This is a genomic window from Acidithiobacillus ferriphilus (assembly GCF_028215975.1).
Lineage (GTDB): Bacteria > Pseudomonadota > Gammaproteobacteria > Acidithiobacillales > Acidithiobacillaceae > Acidithiobacillus > Acidithiobacillus ferriphilus.
The window spans coordinates 1,998,910-2,021,909 of record NZ_CP116458.1; the positions used below are offsets into that span (position 1 = coordinate 1,998,910).

Genomic DNA, 23,000 nt, shown 5'->3' on the forward strand with positions numbered 1-23,000 from the left:
AGGGCGCGGGGTTTTTGGCGGTGACGGGCAAATATTTACTGAGTCATCAGGAAGCGTTGGATACCGGCAAGCTCCGCGCACCGTCAAAACGTGCCGCCCAATAAGGGTCCTTCAGACTTGCCACCTGAACACCCGTACGCGGGGTCTGGGCACTGACAAAGTGCTGGTGACCAATGTAAATCCCGACATGGGAATAAGGCCGATGCAACGTGTCAAAAAACACCAGATCGCCAGGTTTCAGATTGACCAGGGAAACTTTCCGCAACTCAGATGCCTGGGCATAAGCGGTACGCGGCACCTGAATATCAAACTTCGCCAATATGTATTTAACAAAGCCACTGCAATCGAACCCAGAGGATGGACTCATACCACCCCAGCGATAGGGCGCACCAATAAATTTGAGTGCGGCAAGCACCATCGAACGAGGTGATAGCCAAGAATGGCCACCAGAGTGGCTGTCCATCTCCGCCTCCTGCCCTTCTTGCGCGATATCATTGGCTAGTTCGGCTACCGCTTGTCGCCCGACAGTGGCATTGCCACTGCTTTCCAAGGCCTGCAAGGGGTGGCGTGCCCAATGATAGGCATGGCTGGCCAACATCGCCAAAGCGAGTCGCAAATGAGACTGCTCTGGTGCTGATGTAACGGTTACCGCATCCACCGACGCGTCATTCGTCACCATACCTGTCTTGACCGGCGTCAGCGAATGATCGACAAAAGCAGGGTTCGTCACCTGCTCCACATCGGCCGCAGGAAAGGATTGCACTTTAAAGTCATAAGTCGCAACGTGCTGCGGCGCCGCACCCACTCCGGCAAATTCGACAGGCGCGAGGTGCATCAAGCGTAACGCCGTCGGTGTCAACGCCATATAATCGTTTTTTGAAGCTCGCGATACCGTCCTCTGGACAGGTCGAAAAACCATCTTTTTCGCCTGCCTGGCAGGCATCAGCCTCTTGTTACGCATGAACTGCATTTGGACTGCTTTCGGGTTTCTTGAGGCGCTCTTATCGCGGAACCCCGCGCGGGTATGGTGACTGATCCGATGCAAAGCCTTGTGGCCTGCCGCGTGCGGCGCCGCCTGACACACACCGATCCCACCTAGAAACGTCAATACCGCCACAGCAATCCGCCAGCGATGCTTCTTCTGCATTCCTTAAATCTCCCGAATCACCTGGGAATCGCCGCTGCATAATATGCCATCCGGCTGATTATGCAGCGCCATTACCGTCTCTCATTAAAGACAGAGAAACTTCGAGGCTACCCCCTTGCCCACAATAAAAAAGCCGAACAAGTTCGGCTCGATATGCATACTGGACGTGGAGGCACGGCAACGACTCAGAGTATCGTGCGGGCGTCCGCCCGCACGATAGCCCCCTCCCAAATCGAGTCGAAAATCAGCCATTAGCAAAATCGATGCTCCATAGTCCATGTTTGGGACTATAGGTCGTATCCATGCTCGAGGCAAGACCCCATCGCTAGTTATGACATGATATGGAGCCAGTCCTTATAGCTACTGGCCCGACAATTGCTTATAAAGCTTGGGAATGATCGTCATGGAGAGGAAATCGATGCACACTTCGACAGTGAAAAGGTGGGGGCGAATACCTACCGGCAAAACCTTGATGCGCTCCAGGGATGGACTCCGGTTCCGATCTGCCCTCTTGCCTGGCTTCCTTGCCTTCTTGCTCTTCTTGGTGCCCCCTCTGGTGGCGGCTGCCCCAAATGGCACAGTACGAGACGCTGTACCGCTCCTCCAACGGCTGGACCATGCCCGCTGGATCGCTCAGGGACATGGTCCGCACATCCTCTATGTCATCTTTGATCCTAACTGTCCCTACTGCCATGCCCTCTATGATGAACTGCAACCACACATCCATCCGGATCAACTTACGGTTCGCTACGTGCCGGTGGGATACCTCGCCCCCTCCAGTTTCGGGAAAGCGGCCGCGATACTAGAGGCCAAAAACCCACTAGCCGCCATGCAAAAAAACGAAAGCGGCTTTGATAAGACAAGCCATCACGGCGCTATTGCCGAAATCCTGCCCGATGCAGCCAGCACCAACGCGCTCCACTCAAACATGGGGATTCTTAAGGCTACCGGGCAAAAAATCGTTCCCACCTTGATTTATACACGCCGCGATAACACCGTGAAAATTATTAAAGGCACTCCAGACAAGACGGATTTGCCTGCGGTTTTGAAGGAGATTCGCTGAGACCGCTCAGTCAAGGAGTTAAGATGTAGATCAACGGCAAGAATCAAAACTTGTTGACAGGCACGCCCATTTATATAATATTGCGAATCATTCTTATTATTAATTAAATGGTGGCCCGTGCCTTTGCTCTCCCGCCCCACTACTGTGCTTCTCCTCTTCTGCGCCAGCATCCTCGTATCCGCCTCCGATGCCTGGGCGGCGGATGAGCCCGCATCCCCCGGAAATGGACCGATCCTGAACATCTCCGGTATTTCGCCCAAATATTTACCCACTTACAACTATATTGCCGATGGTCTCTCCTGGGCCGGGCACCTTGATAGCGAGGTTTCCACCAATTTTTCCGGCGGCATCAAGCAGGGCAGCGCGGGCAATATCGTCGGGCAGATAGGCGTCGGATATGACACCGGAAAGGCGGGTCTGTGGAAAGGCGGTAAATTCACCCTCTCCCTGATGGGCATTCACAACAGCGCCATTCAACAGAACTATATTGGCGACATCCAGACGGCCAGTAACATCTGGGCACCCGACGCGGTCCGTTTTTACGATGCCGCCTTCCGTCAGCACTGGACAGACTGGCTCAATACCCGTGTCGGTTACATGGATGTGAACTATTACTTCGATGTCACCGCCAACGCCTTGCAACTCATCAACAGCTCCTTTGGCATGGCGCCGACCATGACCGTCAACGTCCCTGGTACCGCCACCTATCCTTACTCAGGCCTGGGGCTTCTGGCGGGTATCCATGGCGAGCACCTGAGTAGCAAGGTCGCACTGTTTCAAGGTGTTCCTCAGCATCAGGTCTCTGCCTTTGAGCGTGGCTACATGGCCTTGTGGGAAGGCGGTCTGCACTGGGGCAAAGAGGCGGAAGACGATCTTGAGGACAGCAGCGACAACTATGGTCAGTACATCCTTAAAGCAGGTGCCTGGCATTACCAGCTGTCCGACCCGGGTCGCTACGGGCTCTCCCCCACAACTTCGGGCGTCTATGCCATCGCCGAAGGGAACTGGAGCCTGCCGGGAGAACGTCGGCTGGGGGCCTTTGTTCAGATGGGTGGTGCGCCACAGGACATCAATCCAGTCCCTTGGTATCTGGGACTGGGTCTACGCCTGGGTCACCCCTTCACCAATCGCCCGGATGACAGCCTGTCCATCGGTATGGCGCGTACTTGGCTGCGTCCCAATCCAGTGGCAGAGAGCCTTGGCAGGGAAACCACAGCCATCCGCAACGCCGAGACGGCTTACGAACTCACCTACGTCGCGAAACTCACGGGGCACCTCAACCTGCAGCCTGATCTGCAATATATACAGCATCCCAACGGCTATTTTCCTGATGCGACCGTCGGTATGGTGCGTTTGCATGTGGAATTTTTCTGAATGCGGAGGCCGAGTCAGTGAATCCATCCCTGTTCGTAGGAGACCTTAAACTGGGCGACAGCGCCAGAGTACGCGATGTCACCGGCGGCAAAGGCATGCTGCAACGCATGCGCATGCTCGGCATCCGCCGAGGCACCGATATCCGCGTGGTCCATGGTCCGGGCAAACGCGGTGCGGTATTGCAGGTGGGTGGAGCACGTCTTGCACTGGGCTGGGGCGTCATCCAGCGTATTGAGGTGGAAGTTTTGCCGGGGGCCGATTCCCGGAATACAGGAGGGCAGGCATGAGTGCATGTCACGAAGAAAACCATGAAATTCAAGCCACAGCGGGACTGCCGATCATTGCCCTGGCAGGCAATCCGAACTGCGGTAAAACCACTCTGTTCAACCTGCTGACTGGTACCCATCAGCAGGTAGGCAACTGGCCAGGCGTTACCGTGGAGCGACGCAGCGGCAGCATGAGCCTGGACGGGCGCAAGGTCTCCGTGGTGGACCTGCCGGGTGTGTACAGCCTGCTGGGGGGAGGCGGCGAAGATCAAGCAGTGGCGCGCGATTACCTGCTCGACGGACCGGTCGATCTAATCGTCAACATTGTCGACGCCTCCAATCTCGAGCGGCATCTGACCCTGACTGCCGAATTGTTGGAAACAGGTCGCCCGATGGTTCTGGTAATGAACATGGTTGATGAGGCCGAGGCCCAGGGACTGGGATTGCTCACGACTGAGATCTCCGCAGCGTTAGGTCTACCGGTGGTAGCCATGGTCGCCCGCAGGGGCAAGGGACGCGGTAATCTGTTGGACAACCTGACGCAGGCACTTAGGCAAGCACCTCACGGTACTCCGCCTCCCCATGGCCTGTTGATAGAACGGGCATTGGGTGTCCTGACCGCCTTGCTGCCGGACAGCAATCCCGTACGCCGGCGCTTCGCTGCCTTGCGCCTGCTCGAAGGCAGCGCCGAACCCGCCGACTTCAGGATGGAACATACTCTGCGACAAATCATCACGGAGGTGGAGGATGGCAGCGCTGAAACTCCTGCCGATCTGATCATGGACCAACGTTTCGGCTGGGCGCAGGAAATGGCCGCCACGGCGCTGCATCGTAACGGATATACTGGAATGCGCCAGCGGGTCACCGACCTGCTGGATCATGTGGTACTGAATGACTGGTTCGGTATTCCCGTTTTTTTGCTGGTGCTCTATCTGATCTTCGTCGTCAGTTTCAGCGGCGGCAATATCTTTTTAGATTTCTTCGATCAAGCCTCCGCTGCGCTCCTGATTCACGGGGTCGGCCATGTGCTGCTGGAGACGGGGCTACCCACCTGGCTGATCGCTCTCGTTGCCGGGGGCGTTGGCGGCGGACTGAATCTCGTGATTTCCTTCATTCCCCCCGTTGGCCTGACTTTCGTCTTTCTGGCCTTGCTCGACGATTCGGGTTACATGGCCCGCGCCGCCTATGCCATGGATCGTCTGATGCGTCGTCTGGGGCTGCCCGGCAACGCGCTTGTTCCCATGGTGATCGGTTTCGGCTGTAATGTACCCGCCATCATGGGATCACGCATCATCGAAGATCCGCGCGGACGTATCCTGACCGTGTTGATACAACCCTTCATGTCCTGCTCCGCACGCCTGACCATTTATATGGCCTTTGCCGTGGTGTTCTTTCGCAACAATGGTGGACAGGTAGTCTTCGCCCTCTATGTGCTGGGTATCATCGTCGCCCTGCTAACGGCCTGGCTGCTCGGGAAAACCGCCTTGCGCGGTGAGGCGCTGCCCTTTGTCATGGAACTACCGCCCTATCGCCTGCCCGGCATCCGGAGCGTGGTGTTGCAGAGTTGGCAACGCCTGAAGATATTCACCTTCCGGGTAGGCCGGGTGATTGCGGTCATCGGCGTGGTGCTCTTCATTCTCCCAGGCATAGGCTGGACAGATCACGGGCTGCGCAGTACCGACATTGACCATTCCCTGCTCGCCCAAGGCAGCCGTGCGCTGGTGCCGATTTTTGCGCCCATGGGGATTCAGCAAGGAAACTGGCCAGCCATTTCCGGGCTGATCGCAGGGGCCGCCGCCAAGGAGATCGTGATCGGCACGCTGAATGGTGTTTATCAGCGGCAGAATGCAGCCGACCTGATGGCAACCTACCGCGATCCCGACATTGCCGGGCAACTCTGGGGCGCGCTCAAGACAATCCCCACTAATGCCATTACCTTTATTACCACGCTGGACGATCCTTTGGGCCTGTCCGCCATGGAATCCACCGCCTCCACCCAACAGGCCTCGGGGGCGGAAAGCGTCACCCTCCAGGCGATCGCGACCAGCTTCACCGCCCTTTCGGCATTTGCTTACCTGGTTTTTGTGCTGCTTTACGTGCCCTGCGCCAGCACCATGGGCGCGCTCCGCCGGGAGGTCGGCTGGGGTTGGATGATCTTCTCCCTGCTGTATGGCTCCAGCCTGGCCTGGGGAGCGAGCACGCTGATTTACCAAACGGGCACCTTCGCCAAACATCCGGGCTCCTCTGGAGCATGGATCATAGGGGTACTGGCAGCTTTTGCCTTGCTGGTCATTGGTCTGCGGCTTTATGGACAGCGCGCGGCCACCTTAGCGAAGCCCTCTCTGAACCAGAAGGCGGCGTCAGCATGAAACCTTTGTTCGCGGTTCGGGAGCTACTGCAGAGACAGGGTATGGCCAGCGCCAGCCAGATCGCCGCCGAATTAAGGCTTTCTGTCAGGCTGGTCGAGGATATGCTGACCTACTGGCAGCGCCGAGGCGCGGCAGAACTGGTACTGGTCGGAGCCCCTAAAAACTGTGGCACTCGTTGCGATTCAGGCGGATGCGGCAGTTGCAGCAGTACCCCCGCGGCCCCCATTCAGGCCTACCGCTGGCGCGACAACGCAGGAAAAGCAGCGATAGCTATCGTATCGCTTGCTCCGCTGCCACATGTGGATAGAAACATTACAGATGTCGTGCAGCTTAATCGTATTAAGGAGGGTAGCCCTTTATAACTCCCATTAGACCGCATGCTCTCAACTGGCTGTTGCGCTCGATTATGTTATCTTAAAGACACTCAGAGCGGTGTTTGATCGACCATGGCGAACGAGGTGGTAGATGCGGGTAAAAGTAGCAGCCATTCAGATGGCCGTAGGGGAAGACGAGACCGACAATATCGCCAAGGCGCTGCGCCAAGTAACCTCGGCGGCGGACGCGGGTGCCCAGATCATTCTCCTCCAGGAACTTTTCAGCACGCCATACTTCTGCAAAGACCAGAACCCCGACTTCCTGACCCTGGCGCAGCCCCGCGAGAGCCACCCCGCCCTGCTCGCCATGCAAAAGCTGGCGCGGGAGCGCGAGGTCGTGCTCCCGGTCAGCTTTTTTGAGCGCGCCAATAACGCCTTCTTCAACAGTCTCGTGGTTTTTGACGCCGACGGTAGTGATCTGGGGCTTTACCGCAAGGCACACATTCCAGATGGCCCCGGTTATCAGGAAAAATTCTATTTCAGTCCGGGTGATACGGGATTCCGTGTGTTTGACAGCCGTTACGGACGCCTCGGCGTCGCCATCTGCTGGGACCAATGGTTCCCGGAGGCGGCGCGGGTGATGGCGCTGCAAGGCGCAGAAATCCTGTTCTATCCAACCGCCATCGGCTCTGAACCCCAGGCTCCGGAAATCAACAGCCACGAGCACTGGACCAGAGTTATGCAGGGCCACGCTGCTGCCAATCTGGTCCCCGTGGTGGCTGCCAACCGGGTGGGCCGAGAAATCGGCCAGGAAAGCGAGATCACCTTCTATGGCGGATCTTTCATCAGCGATGCTACCGGCGCGCTTATAGTCCACGCCGAGCAGGAGGAGACCATCCTCTACGCCGATCTCGATCTGCAAGCCCTCGCCGCACAGCGGCTGGAGTGGGGCCTCTTCCGTGATCGCCGTCCTGAACTCTATGCGCCTATCCTGACCCTGGACGGGAGTCCGCGCCATGAGTGACCCGCAGCCTCCCGTCATCGCTCTGAGCGCATACGAGCACAACAGCAAAGCCTTTTCCCTCGCCCCGCAGTATGCCGCCGCCGTCTGTCGGGCGGGCGGGTTACCCATCGTCTTCCTACCCCAGTGCCCTGAAGCCCGCATCATTTTATCGCGCTGTGATGCCTTGGTGCTCACTGGCGGCGGCGACATCTCCCCCGATTTTTATGGCGCAGCATGCGACGACAGCATCCATGCCGTGCACCCAGACCGCGACGCCGCTGAGATTGCTTTGGCGCAAGAGGCCATCGCCCGGCGTATCCCGATGCTCGGCATTTGCCGCGGCCTGCAAATTATTAATGTCGCATTGGGCGGCGACCTTCTCCAGGACCTGCCCAAAAGTATTGGCACCCGCATCTGCCACCGCAATGCTGAACATAATCCCATCATGCATGAGGTCATTGTCTTGCCGGACACGTTGCTGGGGGGCATCGTCGGGCGAGATACTCTGGAGATATCCTCCTGGCATCACCAGGCCATCGCGAATATGGCCCCCACACTACGCATCAACGCTATTGCCGGGGATGGCATCATTGAGGCAGTGGATATGCCCGGCAATCCGGACATCTTCGCCGTCCAATGGCACCCGGAACATACAGCCGCCGATGACCCGCACCAGCAGGCCCTGTTTAACTGGCTGGTACAGCGCGCTACCCGGCGCATGGCACGCGCAACAGCACACGGCGAGACAAAAAGGCCTAGCGGGAGGAAGGATGCTCGGAAGGCTGCAAACGCTGTTGCAGCCAAGCCAGCGCCGCGGGAACCAGCGAAATCACAATGATGGCGACAATCACTATATTCAGGTGACTTTTAACCCAGGGAAAACGCCCGAGGAAATAACCGGCACCCAGCAAGCCCCCCACCCACAGGAAAGCGCCCATCAGATTGAAGCCAAAGAAGCGACGATACGGCATGGTGGCAATACCTGCCACAAAAGGTGCGAAGGTGCGAATAATGGGCAAAAATCGGGCGATGATCACCGTCTTACCACCATGTCGTGCATAGAAGCGCTGGGTCGTATCCAAGTACCTGACATTGAGCAGGTGCCCGCCAAAAAGGTGGGCACCCCAGCGGCGCCCCATCCAGTAATTCACCGCATCGCCCAGCACTGCCGCCGTAACGAGCAGACCCAACAACCAGGACGCGCTCATGATGCCCGCACCGGCCAGGGTACCACAGATAAATAACATGGAATCACCCGGCAAAACCGGCATAATCACCAGTCCTGTCTCGGCGAAGAGAATCAGGAACAAAAGGGCATAGACCCAAGCCCCATATTCCTGAAGAAACACTATCAGGTACTGGTCAAAGTGCAGCAGAATCTGCAAGAGATGATGAATATCCGACATTGGCGCAATCACCCGGAGCAACGTGAATTCACGCGTCTTCCAGAGCGCCGCGATAGCGCTGATAGTGACGTTTGAACATCATCTCCAATTCAACAACGATCGTTTCCGCTGCTTCCCCGCCCATCACATGCCTGGACATCAAACTGGAGGTGTCGTTGAGCATCTCCTTGGCATCAAGCATGGCGTAGCTTTCCCGCAGGCGTTTAATCGCGCCAACAACGGTCTCACCCTCTTTAGCGGGCAAAATCTTCGGTTCCTGATGCAGCACCGATGTTTCTGGCTGTTGCCGACTTCTCAAAAAATCGGCAAAGGCCAGCAACTGTTCCTGCTCCGCGTCTCCCAGCTTACGCATGACACGAAGAAAATGGCGCTCCCGGCTATTCATACATCATTCCCGGTATCCACCTTGAGGGAGAATACCCGTGGCTTGCGTTTCTCCGTCATGAGAGACAACTCGCGAACCAGGGCGATGATGACCCGGTCCGTGGTTTTCTGCATCTCCGGCCACAGTGCCCGCGCCTGCCCCAGGAGTTCGCCGATATTCTCGGGCGTTTCACGGTTTTCCTCCATGAGGATATCTTCGATCAGCCCCGGCTTCATCTCCGGCCGGAACAGCAATCCCACCACCCCCTCTTCCGGGCGGAAGGCGATCCAGCGACCATCGTCATCCACCACCAATGGCTTGACACCCTCCGGCAGGGTAGCGGTTCCCGGTGACCAAACCATTACCTGAGCGCCGTCCACCGCCTGCGCCAGCGGGTCGTCCCGCCCTGCTTCCGTGGCATGGGCCGTGGTAAAATAGGCGTTATGATAAGGCTGCAGGTGCAACGTCGCCCCCTCATATTGGGCCAGCAAGAGCGCGCCCAGACCAAAGCCCACCACCGGCCGCTTTGCCTTGCGGAAAATGGTGATGGTATTGAGTTCCTGAGTGAGCCATTTATATTTGTCGGATTCGAGCGGAGACATGGGACCACCCAGCAAAAACAGCGCATCAAAAGTCAGCGCGTTGCTTGGCAGCTCGTTACTGAGAAAAACCCGGAAGTAACTGAAACCGATGTCACGCTTCTCCAGCTGAGTCTCCACGATGCCCAGAAACTCGGAGTAACTGTGCTGCACCACGGCAAAATGCTTCATATCAGCCCTCTCGACGCACCGGCACGGATAGTATGTCCCTGCTACAGCGGTCTTTGGCGAATTCCAGGAACTCATCCATCACCAGACTGCGGAATTTTTGTTTCTGATAAACGAAGGAATAGGGGCGGGCCAGCGGCGGATTCAAGGGGCGCGCCAGTAAAGTACCCAGCGCCAACTCCTTGAGAACCGTCGTCTCGGAGACAATAGCCACCCCCAACCCGCCTTCCACCGCCCCTTTGACCGCTTCCGGGCTACCCAATTCCATGGTGATATGCAGATCATTGGCGTCCACGCCGACCTGGTGCAAATACTCCATAGTCACTTCACGGGTGCCTGATCCTTCCTCACGGGAAACGAAAGGATAATCCAGCAACTCCTGCGCGGTCACACCCTCATGGGCACCCAAGGGATGATCCGGCTCGGCAATAACCACCATGGAGTCCATGCAGCACTTGAGGGTGGCGAGGCTCTTGTTGGTTATCAAACCTTCCACCAGTCCCAGATCAATACTGTTATCCTCAATCATGTGGACAATTTTATCCGTATTACCCACATGCAGACGCACCTGTACATCGGGATACTTCATTTTAAAGTCGCCCAACACCCGGGGCAGCATGTATTCGGCGATGGTCGTGCTGGCACCGATGAGCAGATACCCGCGCAGATCACCCGTCATTTCCCCGACTCGATTGGACATCTCGGTATACAACGAGATGATGCGCTCGGAATACTCATAAACCACCATGCCAGCCTCGGTAAGACTGATGCGGTTATGGGTGCGGTCAAATAAACGCGTGTTGAACTGCTCTTCCAGTTGCTTGACCTGGAAGGTCACCGCCGGCTGGGTCATATGCAACGTATCGGCCGCTTTGGTAAAGCTGAGCAGCTTTGCCACGGTGTGAAAAACCTGTAACCGCCTGTCTGCCATGGAAGTCCTTAAGTCGCCCGCGACTTTTCACCAGTTTAGAGGTAATATCTGAGCGCTTCAATACAGTACTAATGGAGGATAACCCATGCCCAAAGCTTGGGAAAAGCTCGACCTGCAGGGCGCTGGGGTACAGAGTTTACAAATTCGCTTGCAAAAACTCCAGAAAAAATCCCTCAGGAGTTATCTATACTGGTGCTTATTTCCTGTTGGCGCGCATCGTTTCTATCTGGAACAGCCTTGGGCCTGGGCCTTTCCGTTGGCCAGCGCTGGTGTGATTATGCTGGCCTTTCTAGGCCTAATTTGGGGGGCCATTGGCCTTGCCGTTGTCCTCTGCGCCGTTGCGCTCCGAGACCTCAGCCGCGTTAGCCTGTGGATCAGCGCCAACAATAAGGAGTTGCGCAAGGCCAGTTGGTTCGCCCAACAAACGCCGGCCGCCCCGCCCAACCACCAGGGACGCGTGAATACCGGCGAGCAGCTAGCGCAATGGCAGCGCGAGTTGCAAGACTATACCCAAGCCAAGGAGGGCGAACGGGTCGGCCACCCTGCCACCAATGCCCCCACCCAAAAGGGTTTTGCGCCAGGCCAGCGCCGCCTCTCTTTCGCGGAACAGGAGCGCCTGCTCGCCGCAATGACCAAAGCCCCCAAAAGTGTGCTGGGGCAGGAACCAGCGGACTCCGCAAAAAAATAGCCGGAACCCACTTGGTGCTTGCTATTCCTCCTTCTCAAACATGGCCAGATAGCGCCCCTTGGGAAGAGGAAGCTGACTGGCCACCGCCAGCAAATCGGCGAGATGCCGAGGCATGCTAAGCCCCACCAGCGTCACACCGATGCCTGGTGTCGAACGCACGAACTGGATGGCGCGCTGCGCGGCATCGGCCAGTTCCGGCATAGCCTCCAGCAGAGAAGGCACCTCTTCCCGCGCCAGTAATCCTTTACCGAGAGGATGACTTGCCATAATGGTCAGTTTAAGCTGAAAAGCCGCCTGGATGGTCGAGCCGATGTTGCCTTGCCCCGTTACCTGGCTGAAGCGGGTGTAAGCTTCCGGCATCAAGGCATTAAAGGGTAACTGTACCACCCTCAAGTGGTGGCGGTTGCCTTGCCCCGCAGCTTTTTCAGCCAGCCCGATAAGACTGGTCAGGGACTGGAACAGGGTATCATCCGTCGCTACCCGGCAGGCATTGAAAGTGGAAATGCCATAATAGCGAATCTTGTTGGCTTGCACCGCCGCTTCAAGCATGGTGAACACGTCGATCAGCTTATCGTACATCGGTCCCTTGCCGATCACCGGGATATGCACCTCCGGCTGATCAATCAGGTAGACATCCAGAGTCTCCAGCCCCACCTGCGCACGCAGGGTATCCAGTTGCCAGGCGATATATTCGGGGCTCAGGCAATGGACGCCCTGAGCAAGGTCTGCCTCCTTACCCAGCCCTTTGGCCATCACTTTTTCCCGAAAAAAGGTTAGCGGATCTTCGGGGCGTCCGTCGGCGAAAGTCAAAAAACCGCCCTTCCCGACCACAAAAAATTCCTCTCGCTGAATACCGGCCGCCATCGCCTTGGCAATTCCCACCCCGACCGCCCGACCGGCCCGCCCGAAACGATAGTTGGCCCCGGTGTCGATAACGTTGATGCCCGACTGCAAGGCCTGCGCCACAATCGCCGCGACGGCGACATCCGTCACGTCGTCCACGGCGCCGGGGAAGGTGCCAACGCCCAGAGAGGACAGCTTGATGCGGGTGTTTAAAAAGTCACTGAAGTGTTCGTCAGCGAGGATTCCGGCGAAGCGCCCCACATAGGCCTTGGTACCGGCACTACTGGCGGCCCCCGGAATCAATCCATTTTCCGCAGCATTCACGCGGCGCTACTCCTGTTGGCAAAGAGGGGATGATGGTGCAGCAAAAAATCCAGGCGTTCGCGCAATTCGGCACGCACCGGGCCGGGCCGGGGTGTGTCTTGCAATGCCAGGAACTGTTGACCATAGCCCGGTGCGTCTGCATCGTCCAGTTCCCATTCGACCGCCTTGAGCAGCGTTTGCCCGGTAGCGGGCAATTCCGCGGGCAACGAACGCCCCGTTAATATCGCCCAAAGGCCGGTCCAGCAACGCGCCAGGGCAACGGGATGATAACCACCCCCGCCCAACACCAGCAGACGCGGACTTTCCGCCACAATCTGGCGTACGACCTGCCAGAATAGGCCGTTGGAAACCCGGAGCTTGCTCAAGGGATCGGGTGCGAGGATATCGGTGCCCGCCTGCAAAACGACGACATCTGGGTCGAAGTGCTGCAAAAGACGAGGCCACAACACCGCAAAAGCCAGAGCATACTCACTGTCATTCACTTCTTTGGGCAACGGCAGATTAACTGCCAATCCCGGCCAGTCGGTGAGTCTCCCGCCCTGATAGGGATAGGCATAATCCGTATCCATGTGCAGGGAGACCGTCAGCGTGTCGGGGTCTTCCGCAAAGGCCGCCTCCACCCCATCACCATGGTGGGCATCCATATCCCAGTACAGCACCCGCAAACCGGCACGACGCAAACGCTGGATGGCCAACACAGGATCGTTGAAATAGCAAAAGCCGCGGGCCTGGCCCGGTGCGGCATGGTGCATTCCACCCGCGGGACTGAAGGCGGTTACGCCTTCCAGCACGGCTTCCGCCGCGAGCACGCCGGAACCGGTAGCCAGGGAGGCGGTATCGAAAAAACCGGGGAAATAAGGATTCTCCAGCGTACCCAACTGATAGCACCGACGATCGCTGTCCTCCACGCCACCGCGAAACTGGGCACGCTCAAAGGCCTGTATGTAATCTTTGGTATGGAAGCCAAGAAGCTCCCGATGGCTGGCCGGGCGACCCTGTCGGTATTCTTCCGGCGCCATGGCCCCATAGCTATTGATGAGGTCCAGGGTCAGGGACACCCGCGGAATCGCCAGGGGATGGTTACTCCCATAGCTCGCCCGCCGGTAACGCGCCGCCCCGACGAAGACCGCCCGACGAGTCGCGACGCTTTGCGGACGCAGCATCTCCTGCTCGTTCACTCTGCTGGCAACCGTCTGCGCCTCGCCCGTCATGCGCTGTGGCCCCGCAAGCGCAGATAAATCTCCGGCAAACGCGTCGGCAGGCTGTCGATATGGGGCAACACGAGATAGTGCCCCGACCCGAAGACCAGCGGCAGATATTCGCCACCACGCGGGTCGAGACTGATGCAAAAGGCGTGGATACCCAAGTCCTGCGCTTCTTTCACCGCCATGCGCGTATCTTCCTGCAAATAGCGGGAGTCACCGCCATCGTCATAATCGGCCGGACGGCCATCCGACAGAATCAGGAGCAAACGTCGCTGCGCCGGACTGCGCAGCATGAGCCGCGAGCTATGGCGGATGGCGGCACCCATGCGCGTCGCCAGCCGCCCAGACAGGCCGCCGAGCAAGGCTCGCGCGCGTGCATCAAATTTGTCGGTGAATCGCTTGATGGGGTAAAGCAAGACCTCGTCGTGATACTTGCTGGCGAATCCGTAAAGGGCAAAAGGATCACCCACTTCCATCAGTGCCTCACCAAAGAGCAGCATTGCCGCGCGCAGGCGATCCACCACCCGCACACCGGAATCTCCAGCCTCCGCCATAATGGAGGTGGACAGATCGGCGAGCAGCAGTACCGAAGTATCTCGCTGCTGCGGTCGCCGTTGCAGGTAGATACCGGCTTTGGGCGAACGCCCGGCGCGCCGCTCCACCACAAACTGCACCGCCGCCTCCAAATCAGGTTCGTCACCCTCGTACTGGCGACGGCGCGGCGCCATCCGCGTCGGCTTCTGTGCCTGCAAAGCCCACTTCAGACGCCTTAACGTGCCGTCATATTCGGCGGCAATGGCGATAGCCTTGGTTTCATCGCGTTCACGCAGGGGACGCTCATGCACCCGCGCCCAGTTCTCTTTATAGTTCTGCTGACGGTAATCCCATTCGCGATAAGGCCAGCCGCCTTTAAGCCCTTGTATCCCGCGACCACTGCCCATGACCTTGGCGGGCATGGGAATACCGACCCCAACCCGCCCACCGGTCCCCTGGATATCCTCAGGGGGGATATCCATATCCGGATCATTGCCTTCTGCCTGTTGCGGGGCCTCTCGCGGCTTTTCCTCATGACCAGCGGCACCTAGCTCACCGCCGCCATCCATCTCCGGAACATCCGTATCGCGCTTCTGGCGCGGATACACCGGTCGTGCCACATTGGGCGAATGGCCGGGCAGATAGGCGCGGGCGCGCTCAGACAGGGAGATCGGTGGCAAATCCGTCGCCGCATAGAGGGTGAGCGCTGCCCGGAAAGCGTCAACAATACCGGTTTGTGCCGTCATCAACACGGCAAGATCCCCAGGCAATCTTCCGGCCATGGCATCTTCCAGCATGTTCATGGCCGCCTGATAGTAGCACCCGGCAGCCCCCTCCGGCCGGCTGCGCTGATGGGATATCCGCAGCACCCGCGCCAGATAACCAGGCATCTCCCGCTCCAGTGCGCTATCCACACGCAAATCTTCACAGAGATCGAAAATCAGCTGAAAACGAATCATATCGTCGCCAAACTGGGCGAACAGTGGCCGCCAGGTGATCCGTTGGTCGGGATCCAAAGGCGGATGCTGCACGCCGATCTCGGCAAAAAGGGCATGGATGGCGTCTTGCTCATAGCTGTCGAAGGCCAGATGCGCGCCCGTATGATAGAAGGCCAACAAAGCCTCCTCCCGGTCGGGCATCACCGCCGGCACAAAGAGGCTGCGCCCGTCGGTCTCGACAAAGGCGCGGCCGCCCTCCAGACTCCACTCTCCCTCTTCCAGGGGCGGATGCAGCCCGGTCCAGGCCTGGAGCAGGAGCCCGAAGAGCCGCTTGTGGGTTCCCATACGAAAGCCCGGCAGGACCTCCAACAAAAAGCTGCGCGACTCATCACTCTCCAGCCGGAACCAGGCCTCACCGCGTACCCTTCCCGCCGCCAGCACATCGCCGCCGCGCCGCGCCCATTCCGCCACCCCCGCCAGACCACAGATACCGCGCACTTTGGTGGCACCGTCCAGATACGTCCCCAGCCCCAAACGCCCCTTGGCGAGGGAGTCGGCAGGCGTCAACAACGCCCGCAGCCCCTCAACTCCCGCATCGCCAAACAGAATGGCTGCAGGCATCTGGAAATAGGACGCCGCGCTGTCCACATGCCGGTCAATCCAAGCAGCTCCCAAGGCAAACCACAACGCCTCGCCCTCTGCACCCCAACCACGGCGTACCGCACTGGCCTGCGCGAAGAAACCCACCGCCGCCCGAAAGGTGCCGCGCTGACGGAGAAACTGGCGCGCCTGATCCAGCCAGGGGTCCAGGCCTCCGAAGGCCTTTACCAGATCGGCGGTGGCATGGAAAAACGCCTTGCCTGCTTCCCGGTCATAGAAAAACAAATCCCGTCCGGTCTCCAAGTAATGTAAGGTTACCGCCTCCCCCAATGCAGTGACCGCCGGCAAAGCCACTCGCGCATCCCGCCCTGCCACAAAGCTGACGGCCGCCAGATGGTCGAGGATATCCTCCGTCGCCGCCGACATGGGCGCTCCTTAGCCCTGCTCCGGGAAAAAGGTCCGAAAAATCTCCAGCAGCGCCTCGCCCAACTCCGGATCGTCCGTCTGCGGATTAATGATCGCCACAGTACAGGCCTCCAGCGCATCGAGCCCCGCCACCATCAATGCGCCCGCATAAATCAGCGCCCGGGTGGAGGTAACCTCCTGCAAGCCCTGTTCCTTCAGGTTACGGGCCTTGCCTGCAGCGGCTACCAGTGCCCGGGCCCGGGCCTCATCGATACCGGCCTCCTTCATCACAATCCGCGTTTCCACATCAGCGGGCGGATAATTAAAGTTCATCCCGATAAACCGCTGTTTGGTGGAGGGTTTGAGGTCCTTCAGCACCGTCTGGTAGCCTGGGTTGTAGGAAATGACCAGCATAAAATCGGGGTGTGCGACAATTTCCACGCCGAGCTTTTCAATGGGCAGAGAACGGCGATGGTCGGTCAGCGGGTGAATGACTACCGTCGTATCAGTACGCGCTTCAACAATCTCGTCCAAATAGCAGATTGCCCCTTCCCGCACCGCCTTAGTCAGCGGGCCGTCCTGCCAGACCGTTTCGTCGCCCTCAATCAGAAAGCGTCCGACGAGATCTGAACTGGTGAGGTCTTCATGGCAGGCTACGGTCACCAGCGGTCGCTTCAGGCGCCACGCCATGTGCTCCAGAAAGCGGGTCTTGCCGCAGCCTGTCGGCCCCTTGAGCATTACCGGCAGACGCCGACCCCAGGCCGCCATGAATACCCCGACCTCATTCGCCACCGGCTGATAAAAGGGCTCCTCGAGGAGCAAGCGCAAGCCGTTACCCCCTGCCATTTTCGTCGCACTCATACCTTGCCCTCATGATTTTGCTCAGCATAACTGCGCATATATAGAAAAATGTGCCGCAAAGTATGAATCACCATGCGCTCCGGCTGCGCGGGCAACGCATCGGCACGCTCTGCGTTCAAACAATTCTGGTAATAAACCAGTTCACGGCAATTATCGCGAATGGTATTCCAGTGGGGTAAGCCCTTCACCAGCGTTTTCCATAACTCCAGCAAATCCGCATCACTGGCATAGGGCTTGTGCTCTGCGGTCAGCATGATGCGCAACATCGCTGCCGCTTCCGCCACACCCGCCGCCACCAACTCCGGCAATGCCATTCCGGCAACCTGTTGCCGCGCCAGTGCTTCAATCCGCTCGTGCGCTGCATCTAATGTGCTTATTAATTCGTTTGACTTAGTCATCATCACTCCTGATGGGATTTACAGCCGCGCCTGCTATCACTCCGGGCGGTTTTCATCTAGGATAAAAGAGTTTTAACTGAATGTGTGTACAATTCATTTTATAGCGTGATTAAGAAGGGGCTACCATGAGTACGAATCTGATCAAAATGGTCAAACTCAACAACCTGCAATATAACGCCAACCGCGACCCGCAAGTTTATCGCCGCGTCGTCGGCCATCCTTTCCGGATTCAGGCCATGCTGGAAGGCAAGGGCAGCGCCCAGATCAGCGTCACCTGCGAAGGCAAGACGCTGAAAGAAGCCAGCCTCGAATTGCCCGGTATTTTCTCCTACGAAATTACCTTCAAGAACGCCGGCATCCGTATCGCCACCCTCACTGTCAGTGCCGGCGGCCAGAGCGAAAGCCACGACCTGCTGTTGGACACCGAGGCTCACGCCAAAGTCGGTTAATACCTCGCCGTCGGTAGCGCCCATCGGTGCTTCAACTGATGGGCAGGACCCCCAACACTTACCAGCCAAACTGAGCAAAAAACTCCGGTAGGCGCTGTAAACCCACATCTCGATCAAAAAAACGATCCGCCCGCGCCGAACGCGCCGCATCCCGCCGTTCCTGACTTCCGCCCAGACAAAATACCGCAATATTCAACTGATATTCCCGCCGCAAGGTGTCAATCAGTGCAATAGGATCCGCAATCTCCGGATCATCCAGATTGAGCAGCATAAAACGATGCAGTAGGACTTCCTGCCAATCGCCGAGGTCGTCCAGATCCGTCGCCTCCGTCATCTCCCAGCCTTCGGGCGTCGTCGTCACGACGACCGCGCGCAGCTCTGGATCACTCGCCATGAGAATAAAACGCTTGCGCATCCGATCACTGATACTGGGCACCAGGCCACCTCCATTGCATTGATTTTGGAAAAACCACCCGCACCAACAGACTCAATCCGCCCAAACTGCCGTTTCTAATAGTCGTTCACCCCAGAGCGAAACATCTTTGCCGACGACTTCTCGCAACTGTTCACCAAGCTGGACAGAGGCAGGCTGCAGGCCTATTAACCGGCTCTCCTGCTCCGTCGGCCAGACCGAACCCGCGACGCGCCGCAAAGTACCATTTTCCGTCCATACCCGCAGCCAGTGACCATCAAGCCAATGCCGCTCCGTCAAGAAAGCACCCGCTTTGAGCTTGATACCGGCAGGCACCCGACGACGGGCCGGTTGGTTCCAGTCCACGTCCTCCAAGTCCGCCTGCACCATCGCACGTTGCTCGGCTTCAGTAGGCGTCGTCGGAAAAACGACGTCCCAGCCTGCGCCACTGAGCAACGCCGGGCAGGCCTCCAGCAAAGCCTCGGGACTGACCACCCTGCCCAATAACGGCGACCAGCTACACAGCCCTTCCTGCAACGCTTCTAACAGCCATGTGCGAAAACCTGCCGAAGGCGCCGCCACGCAGTCCACAAAGGACGCCCACTGCGCCTCCAGGATGAAGCTGCCGCCCAACACCAGACTGTGCCTGATGGTCGCGGCCCCGGTACCACCGATCTTGCACCCCTTACACCAGAAATCATGCCCCCCCTGCGCCGCCACTTTCAGGCCAAAATACGCATGCACAGCGATCACCCAAGGGGCAATCAGAGCAAACAGTTCAGGTGCGCGGCGCACCCGCGTGGCCGACGGAAAGATAAAGAAATAACTCAACTGACCAGGATCTACCCAAACCAGACCGCCACCCAGGGCGCGCTGCACAACTGGAATTTTCAGCCGCTCGCAAGCCGAGCGATCCAACTCCGCAGCCGGCCCTTGCGCGGCCCCCAGACTCAGATGGGCGGCAGATTGCGCCAACAGCAGGATGGGCACATCCTGCTCACCCTGCGCCTCCGCCAAACCAACATAAGCACGGTGCAGAGCCTCCGGGGCAAGCACCCCCAAATGAATCAGGCGAATTCGCATGACTTACAAAACCGCATCCAGTCGAAACGACTTATCCGCCCCAATCAGCTCTGTACGGCCCCATCCTGCGCTTCTTTATCCTTCGGCCGATAAAAAGCGGAGAAATAGAAGTCACGCTCATTGAGGGTCTGATGCCAGAGCACCCGCTCTTCCACGCCCGCCTGCATGATCCCTGCCATGGCCATGGACTGCTCACCGTCGAGGATCAGAATGGTATCCTGCAGGTCCTCGTCCAGATCGATGAAATGCGCCGCCAGTCCTTGCGGCTCCTGAACATGCACCAAAAAGGACTTGCAGGACGGGTCTTCGGGATCCAGCGGTGTCATCACCAGTCGCCCCATGTAGGCCATGCGCGCCAGTTGATTGAACCGGGGGATCTCCAGCTTCTTCCCCATCTTGTACCTTTTCAGCTCATTTTTCAGGCTGCTCACATCGGTAATCGGTATCGACTTCATGATAATCCCTAGTAATGCGCTCTGTTATATGTTCCCCCAAAACCTCCTCCCCGCGCAAGGCGCGCCCACAAAAAAAGGGAGACGGTTACCCGTCTCCCGCATACCCTTGAGGAGGGATTTATCAGAAGTCGTAACCGACCTGAAGGCCGTAGGAGTTTTCGGCGAGGGTGGCGCTGGCGGGATCTGGTGCACCAAATTGCGCGTAAGAAGATGGCCCAGAAATAGTGTTCGCAAAAGCATGCATGTATGCCTCCGTGAGTTTCCAACCCATTCCCAGTTTCTGAGTGGCGCCAAAAGTAATCGCATTCTGAACAACAGCAGGGAAAAGCAAGTTATTCGCCGTGTTGGCATTACTGATAGGGTTAGAACCCCACGTATACCCCGCACGCACCTGCAACCAGTTGTTCACATCGTACTGAGTTCCAATATTGGCTACCCACTGATTGCTCCAGTGCATTGGCAATCCTACATGCGACTGACCAGCCCAAGGACCATAAATATTAAAGCTGTTCATTGTAGCAGCCCAATTGATCCATTGCCCCTCTACACTGATCAACCACTGAGGAATAGGCCGGATCGCCAAGCCTAGAGCTACCTGCTGTGGATAGTTCAAATGACCGCTATACTGCCCAGATCCGCCCTGAACGGGGGTAGCTAGCGAGCCAGCAACCTCTCCAGTTTCCTGCCATGTCATAGGTGTAAAAATGATAGGGGTCTTATAAGTCGCCCCAAGTGTAACCATGTCATTTACTTTGTAAAGGACGCCCAAAGTCGCTCCTACACCATAGGCCCATGAGGGACTAGCCAGATTAAGGCCAGTTAACGATGTAGATGGCGGATAAGCCGTCACACCGCTTCCGCCACCCGGAACCGTATGTCCGATCGTTTGCTGGAACGACCCCTGTTCCGCAGCTATATTCAGAGAAGCGCCAACCGAAAGATGATCACTTGCTTTAAACGCAACTGATGGTGACATTTGCATAAATGTGATACTACTGTACCCTTGCATAGTGCCCAACGGGGTGTTTTGCTGCAGATAGTTTACACCAAGGCCAGAAGTCCCATACACACCACCGCCGAAGACCCAATTTTTGGCGAATGCCGGGGCCACCCAACCAATTGCCGGTACACCGTAGACATTGCTGTGACTGCCCGTCTCGCCAAAACCAAAATTGGTTTTGCGGGTTGGATTAAAAATCTCCGCCGAAAATGCCGCCTGCGGAGTCATCAACGCCAATCCGGCCGGGTTGCTCATGGCCGCAGACAGAGGATCATCCGGAGCCGCAACAACGGCACCCGCCATACCCATGGCGTACTGACCAATACCAATCAACTGATAACCATCTGTAGCAAACGCACTGGCCGACAGGCCCATCGCCAACGTCGCGCCAACCGCAATTCCTAAAATCCGTGATTTTTTCATTTTAATCCTCCGCCCTCAGTTGTATCGCTAATGACACGGTGATTGTGTTGGAACTGGAACAGTGTTGCAAGACTTTGGTTCTATCATTTTTTTAATCCTTTTATCAATCCATAAAATATTGGTTTATTAGCAATAATAAATATTATGAGATTTAATGATTACAGCACCCAATAAAAAAGGGGCCAAAGCCCCTATATGCACACTACATAATACGCCCGGATGGGATTAGCCCAAGAATTGCAAATCCTGCAAGCGCATCTGGCGCCGCACGACTTCCACATCTTCCTTGTTCAGCGCGAAAGGAAAGGAGCGGATATCCGAAGGCGACGAATCCCCATAAGGCCGGTTACAGGCGCTGACTTCTTCATCATCCTTTCCTGGGCAGCCGGAGGTTTGAAAAGGCTTACCGGAGTTGATGATGTCTTCCAATTCGGCCTGTGGGTAACCGAAGTCTTCAACACGGCCATAGATGTCAAAGCCCATATCCTCGTAACGGCCACCGGCATAGTCAATCAGGAAGCGGCCCAACTGCACCCGGCGCCAATGATCCTGGGGCACCGCATCCCAGTCTTCCATCATGGAGCCCTTCTCGGGGAAGAAGGCAAACATGTGGTTATGGCCACCCATGTCTTTCATCTTCTGACAGACGGCGAGGATTTCCTGCTCGGTCTCGCCCATGCCGCAGATCAGATGCGCACCGAATTTTTCGGGACCGTAAATCTCCGCCGCCCATTCGATGGTCTGCCAGTACTTGTCCCAGGAATGAGGGCTCTGCACTGTCTTGCCACGGGTACGCTCGAAGATTTCCGGCGTCACGGCGTCCAGGGCGACGGTAAAGATATCCGCGCCCATTGCCTTGAGGTCGATGAGATCCTGCTTGTCCATAGTGGTCGGGTTGGAGAGAATGGAGGCGGGGATATGGGGCGCCACTTCCATCCAGCGCTTCAGCATGACTTGTGTATCATGGTCTGAATCGGGGTGGGTGATCATACTGATGCACATACGCTGGAATTGACCTTTGTCGCTGTTCTTGGCGATACGTTCGAGCATTTCATCCACGCGCACCGTCGGCCAGTCCACCCGGATGAAGTTGCGGTCAGCGTAATCGCGGCTCTCTTCACGATGTCGGGCCAGACCGCAGTAGGTGCAGTTGGCACGACAGCCTTCCGGATAGGTCATCAAGAGGTTCAGGCAATTGGTACAGGAAGTCCGGTGCATCACCCCGGGCACCAGACCCAGCGTAATCGCCGCAGCGGTGCTTAACTGCACATATTCAGGCGACCGCATCGTCGGCGTTTTGACGAAATAATCCGGGCGATAAAAGTTTAAGGTCTGGGAATTTTCTTGCGCTACCGCACTCATGGAAGTTCCTCCTGTC

General features: G+C 57.5%; 24 protein-coding genes. 9 read left to right on the plus strand and 15 right to left on the minus strand.

The annotated features are described in order from the left end of the window. Positions 1 to 46 precede the first annotated feature (46 nt). Positions 47 to 865: a C40 family peptidase gene (locus tag PJU76_RS10010; protein ID WP_271779415.1), complete on the minus strand. Its 819-nt coding sequence runs from the start codon at positions 863 to 865 to the stop codon at positions 47 to 49. Positions 866 to 1,703: 838 nt separating this feature from the next. On the opposite strand from PJU76_RS10010, the gene PJU76_RS10015 reads away from it, so the two are divergent. The 7 genes from PJU76_RS10015 (at position 1,704) to PJU76_RS10045 (ending at position 8,374) form a co-directional block, all read left to right on the plus strand. Then, positions 1,704 to 2,210, plus strand: a complete 507-nt coding sequence (locus tag PJU76_RS10015) for a thioredoxin fold domain-containing protein (RefSeq protein WP_271779416.1) — start codon at positions 1,704 to 1,706, stop codon at positions 2,208 to 2,210. Between the two features lie 117 nt (positions 2,211 to 2,327). Beyond that, positions 2,328 to 3,584, plus strand: a complete 1,257-nt coding sequence (locus PJU76_RS10020; protein ID WP_271779417.1) for a carbohydrate porin — start codon at positions 2,328 to 2,330, stop codon at positions 3,582 to 3,584. A gap of 17 nt (positions 3,585 to 3,601) precedes the next feature. Continuing rightward, entirely contained in the window at positions 3,602 to 3,871 is a 270-nt protein-coding gene (locus PJU76_RS10025) for a FeoA family protein (RefSeq protein WP_271779418.1), read from the plus strand. After that, positions 3,868 to 6,219, plus strand: coding sequence for a Fe(2+) transporter permease subunit FeoB (gene feoB, locus PJU76_RS10030; protein ID WP_271779419.1), 2,352 nt, complete (start codon positions 3,868 to 3,870; stop codon positions 6,217 to 6,219). Before PJU76_RS10025 ends, feoB begins: the two co-directional genes overlap by 4 nt. Continuing rightward, the gene (locus tag PJU76_RS10035) at positions 6,216 to 6,581 is read left to right on the plus strand and encodes a FeoC-like transcriptional regulator (protein WP_271779420.1); all 366 of its coding nucleotides are present in this window, start codon (positions 6,216 to 6,218) and stop codon (positions 6,579 to 6,581) included. Before feoB ends, PJU76_RS10035 begins: the two co-directional genes overlap by 4 nt. Before the next feature lie 103 nt (positions 6,582 to 6,684). Continuing rightward, the gene (gene aguB, locus PJU76_RS10040; RefSeq protein ID WP_271779421.1) at positions 6,685 to 7,557 is read left to right on the plus strand and encodes an N-carbamoylputrescine amidase; all 873 of its coding nucleotides are present in this window, start codon (positions 6,685 to 6,687) and stop codon (positions 7,555 to 7,557) included. Next, positions 7,550 to 8,374, plus strand: coding sequence for a gamma-glutamyl-gamma-aminobutyrate hydrolase family protein (locus PJU76_RS10045; protein ID WP_271779422.1), 825 nt, complete (start codon positions 7,550 to 7,552; stop codon positions 8,372 to 8,374). Before aguB ends, PJU76_RS10045 begins: the two co-directional genes overlap by 8 nt. Here the strand turns inward: PJU76_RS10045 and PJU76_RS10050 are convergent. From PJU76_RS10050 to PJU76_RS10065, 4 genes are read right to left on the minus strand one after another with little or no spacing between them, the layout of a single operon-like run. Beyond that, a complete protein-coding gene (locus tag PJU76_RS10050; protein WP_064220061.1) occupies positions 8,292 to 8,942 on the minus strand; it encodes a VTT domain-containing protein in 651 nt (216 codons plus the stop codon). The two genes, PJU76_RS10045 and PJU76_RS10050, sit on opposite strands and share 83 nt — an antisense overlap. Positions 8,943 to 8,970: 28 nt before the next feature. Further along, entirely contained in the window at positions 8,971 to 9,327 is a 357-nt protein-coding gene (locus tag PJU76_RS10055) for a hypothetical protein (RefSeq protein WP_064220060.1), read from the minus strand. After that, positions 9,324 to 10,076: a type 1 glutamine amidotransferase gene (locus tag PJU76_RS10060; protein WP_271779423.1), complete on the minus strand. Its 753-nt coding sequence runs from the start codon at positions 10,074 to 10,076 to the stop codon at positions 9,324 to 9,326. The genes PJU76_RS10055 and PJU76_RS10060 overlap by 4 nt, the downstream gene beginning before the upstream one ends. 1 nt (position 10,077) lies before the next feature. Continuing rightward, positions 10,078 to 11,004 (minus strand): LysR family transcriptional regulator, encoded by a 927-nt coding sequence (locus PJU76_RS10065; protein ID WP_064220058.1) that lies wholly within the window; start codon positions 11,002 to 11,004, stop codon positions 10,078 to 10,080. Positions 11,005 to 11,089: 85 nt separating this feature from the next. On the opposite strand from PJU76_RS10065, the gene PJU76_RS10070 reads away from it, so the two are divergent. Next, entirely contained in the window at positions 11,090 to 11,692 is a 603-nt protein-coding gene (locus PJU76_RS10070) for a TM2 domain-containing protein (protein ID WP_271779424.1), read from the plus strand. A gap of 21 nt (positions 11,693 to 11,713) precedes the next feature. Here PJU76_RS10070 and PJU76_RS10075 read toward each other — a convergent pair whose 3' ends face one another. Genes PJU76_RS10075 through PJU76_RS10095 form a run of 5 tightly spaced genes read right to left on the minus strand, consistent with a single transcriptional unit; the run spans position 11,714 to position 17,800 of the window. Beyond that, entirely contained in the window at positions 11,714 to 12,859 is a 1,146-nt protein-coding gene (locus tag PJU76_RS10075; protein ID WP_271779425.1) for an aldo/keto reductase, read from the minus strand. Further along, complete coding sequence (locus PJU76_RS10080) at positions 12,856 to 14,070, minus strand: acetoin utilization protein AcuC (protein WP_271779426.1); 1,215 nt, start codon at positions 14,068 to 14,070, stop codon at positions 12,856 to 12,858. The genes PJU76_RS10075 and PJU76_RS10080 overlap by 4 nt, the downstream gene beginning before the upstream one ends. After that, the gene (locus PJU76_RS10085) at positions 14,067 to 16,562 is read right to left on the minus strand and encodes a nitric oxide reductase activation protein NorD (protein ID WP_271779427.1); all 2,496 of its coding nucleotides are present in this window, start codon (positions 16,560 to 16,562) and stop codon (positions 14,067 to 14,069) included. The genes PJU76_RS10080 and PJU76_RS10085 overlap by 4 nt, the downstream gene beginning before the upstream one ends. A gap of 9 nt (positions 16,563 to 16,571) precedes the next feature. Beyond that, entirely contained in the window at positions 16,572 to 17,402 is an 831-nt protein-coding gene (locus PJU76_RS10090) for a CbbQ/NirQ/NorQ/GpvN family protein (RefSeq protein ID WP_271779428.1), read from the minus strand. After that, the gene (locus PJU76_RS10095) at positions 17,399 to 17,800 is read right to left on the minus strand and encodes a hypothetical protein (protein ID WP_215848755.1); all 402 of its coding nucleotides are present in this window, start codon (positions 17,798 to 17,800) and stop codon (positions 17,399 to 17,401) included. The genes PJU76_RS10090 and PJU76_RS10095 overlap by 4 nt, the downstream gene beginning before the upstream one ends. A 125-nt stretch (positions 17,801 to 17,925) precedes the next feature. Between PJU76_RS10095 and PJU76_RS10100 the strand changes: the two genes are divergently transcribed. Continuing rightward, complete coding sequence (locus PJU76_RS10100) at positions 17,926 to 18,249, plus strand: hypothetical protein (RefSeq protein ID WP_064219227.1); 324 nt, start codon at positions 17,926 to 17,928, stop codon at positions 18,247 to 18,249. 58 nt (positions 18,250 to 18,307) lie between these two features. On the opposite strand, the gene PJU76_RS10105 is transcribed toward PJU76_RS10100, so the two are convergent. The 5 genes from PJU76_RS10105 to PJU76_RS10125 all read right to left on the minus strand — a co-directional run bounded on the left by PJU76_RS10105 (position 18,308) and on the right by PJU76_RS10125 (position 22,984). Continuing rightward, a complete protein-coding gene (locus PJU76_RS10105) occupies positions 18,308 to 18,685 on the minus strand; it encodes a hypothetical protein (protein ID WP_271779429.1) in 378 nt (125 codons plus the stop codon). Between the two features lie 51 nt (positions 18,686 to 18,736). Continuing rightward, positions 18,737 to 19,744, minus strand: coding sequence for a lipoate--protein ligase family protein (locus PJU76_RS10110; protein WP_271779430.1), 1,008 nt, complete (start codon positions 19,742 to 19,744; stop codon positions 18,737 to 18,739). Positions 19,745 to 19,788: 44 nt separating this feature from the next. Next, positions 19,789 to 20,199, minus strand: a complete 411-nt coding sequence (locus PJU76_RS10115) for a hypothetical protein (RefSeq protein WP_271779431.1) — start codon at positions 20,197 to 20,199, stop codon at positions 19,789 to 19,791. A 121-nt stretch (positions 20,200 to 20,320) separates the two neighbouring features. Further along, the gene (locus PJU76_RS10120; RefSeq protein WP_271779432.1) at positions 20,321 to 21,622 is read right to left on the minus strand and encodes an OmpP1/FadL family transporter; all 1,302 of its coding nucleotides are present in this window, start codon (positions 21,620 to 21,622) and stop codon (positions 20,321 to 20,323) included. 225 nt (positions 21,623 to 21,847) lie between these two features. Further along, complete coding sequence (locus PJU76_RS10125) at positions 21,848 to 22,984, minus strand: radical SAM protein (RefSeq protein WP_271779433.1); 1,137 nt, start codon at positions 22,982 to 22,984, stop codon at positions 21,848 to 21,850. Between the last annotated feature and the right edge of the window lie 16 nt (positions 22,985 to 23,000).

What these genes read in the sequence shown, in the direction of transcription:
- aguB (WP_271779421.1), top strand. Translation starts at nt 6,685, where the DNA reads ATGCGGGTAAAAGTAGCAGCCATTCAGATGGCCGTAGGGGAAGACGAG.
- PJU76_RS10120 (WP_271779432.1), bottom strand. Translation starts at nt 21,622, where the DNA reads ATGAAAAAATCACGGATTTTAGGAATTGCGGTTGGCGCGACGTTGGCG.
- PJU76_RS10100 (WP_064219227.1), top strand. Translation starts at nt 17,926, where the DNA reads ATGAGTACGAATCTGATCAAAATGGTCAAACTCAACAACCTGCAATAT.
- PJU76_RS10055 (WP_064220060.1), bottom strand. Translation starts at nt 9,327, where the DNA reads ATGAATAGCCGGGAGCGCCATTTTCTTCGTGTCATGCGTAAGCTGGGA.
- PJU76_RS10070 (WP_271779424.1), top strand. Translation starts at nt 11,090, where the DNA reads ATGCCCAAAGCTTGGGAAAAGCTCGACCTGCAGGGCGCTGGGGTACAG.
- PJU76_RS10115 (WP_271779431.1), bottom strand. Translation starts at nt 20,199, where the DNA reads ATGAAGTCGATACCGATTACCGATGTGAGCAGCCTGAAAAATGAGCTG.
- PJU76_RS10010 (WP_271779415.1), bottom strand. Translation starts at nt 865, where the DNA reads ATGGCGTTGACACCGACGGCGTTACGCTTGATGCACCTCGCGCCTGTC.
- PJU76_RS10125 (WP_271779433.1), bottom strand. Translation starts at nt 22,984, where the DNA reads ATGAGTGCGGTAGCGCAAGAAAATTCCCAGACCTTAAACTTTTATCGC.
- feoB (WP_271779419.1), top strand. Translation starts at nt 3,868, where the DNA reads ATGAGTGCATGTCACGAAGAAAACCATGAAATTCAAGCCACAGCGGGA.
- PJU76_RS10065 (WP_064220058.1), bottom strand. Translation starts at nt 11,004, where the DNA reads ATGGCAGACAGGCGGTTACAGGTTTTTCACACCGTGGCAAAGCTGCTC.
- PJU76_RS10085 (WP_271779427.1), bottom strand. Translation starts at nt 16,562, where the DNA reads ATGTCGGCGGCGACGGAGGATATCCTCGACCATCTGGCGGCCGTCAGC.
- PJU76_RS10110 (WP_271779430.1), bottom strand. Translation starts at nt 19,744, where the DNA reads ATGCGAATTCGCCTGATTCATTTGGGGGTGCTTGCCCCGGAGGCTCTG.
- PJU76_RS10080 (WP_271779426.1), bottom strand. Translation starts at nt 14,070, where the DNA reads ATGACGGGCGAGGCGCAGACGGTTGCCAGCAGAGTGAACGAGCAGGAG.
- PJU76_RS10095 (WP_215848755.1), bottom strand. Translation starts at nt 17,800, where the DNA reads ATGACTAAGTCAAACGAATTAATAAGCACATTAGATGCAGCGCACGAG.
- PJU76_RS10050 (WP_064220061.1), bottom strand. Translation starts at nt 8,942, where the DNA reads ATGTCGGATATTCATCATCTCTTGCAGATTCTGCTGCACTTTGACCAG.
- PJU76_RS10090 (WP_271779428.1), bottom strand. Translation starts at nt 17,402, where the DNA reads ATGAGTGCGACGAAAATGGCAGGGGGTAACGGCTTGCGCTTGCTCCTC.
- PJU76_RS10045 (WP_271779422.1), top strand. Translation starts at nt 7,550, where the DNA reads ATGAGTGACCCGCAGCCTCCCGTCATCGCTCTGAGCGCATACGAGCAC.
- PJU76_RS10060 (WP_271779423.1), bottom strand. Translation starts at nt 10,076, where the DNA reads ATGAAGCATTTTGCCGTGGTGCAGCACAGTTACTCCGAGTTTCTGGGC.
- PJU76_RS10035 (WP_271779420.1), top strand. Translation starts at nt 6,216, where the DNA reads ATGAAACCTTTGTTCGCGGTTCGGGAGCTACTGCAGAGACAGGGTATG.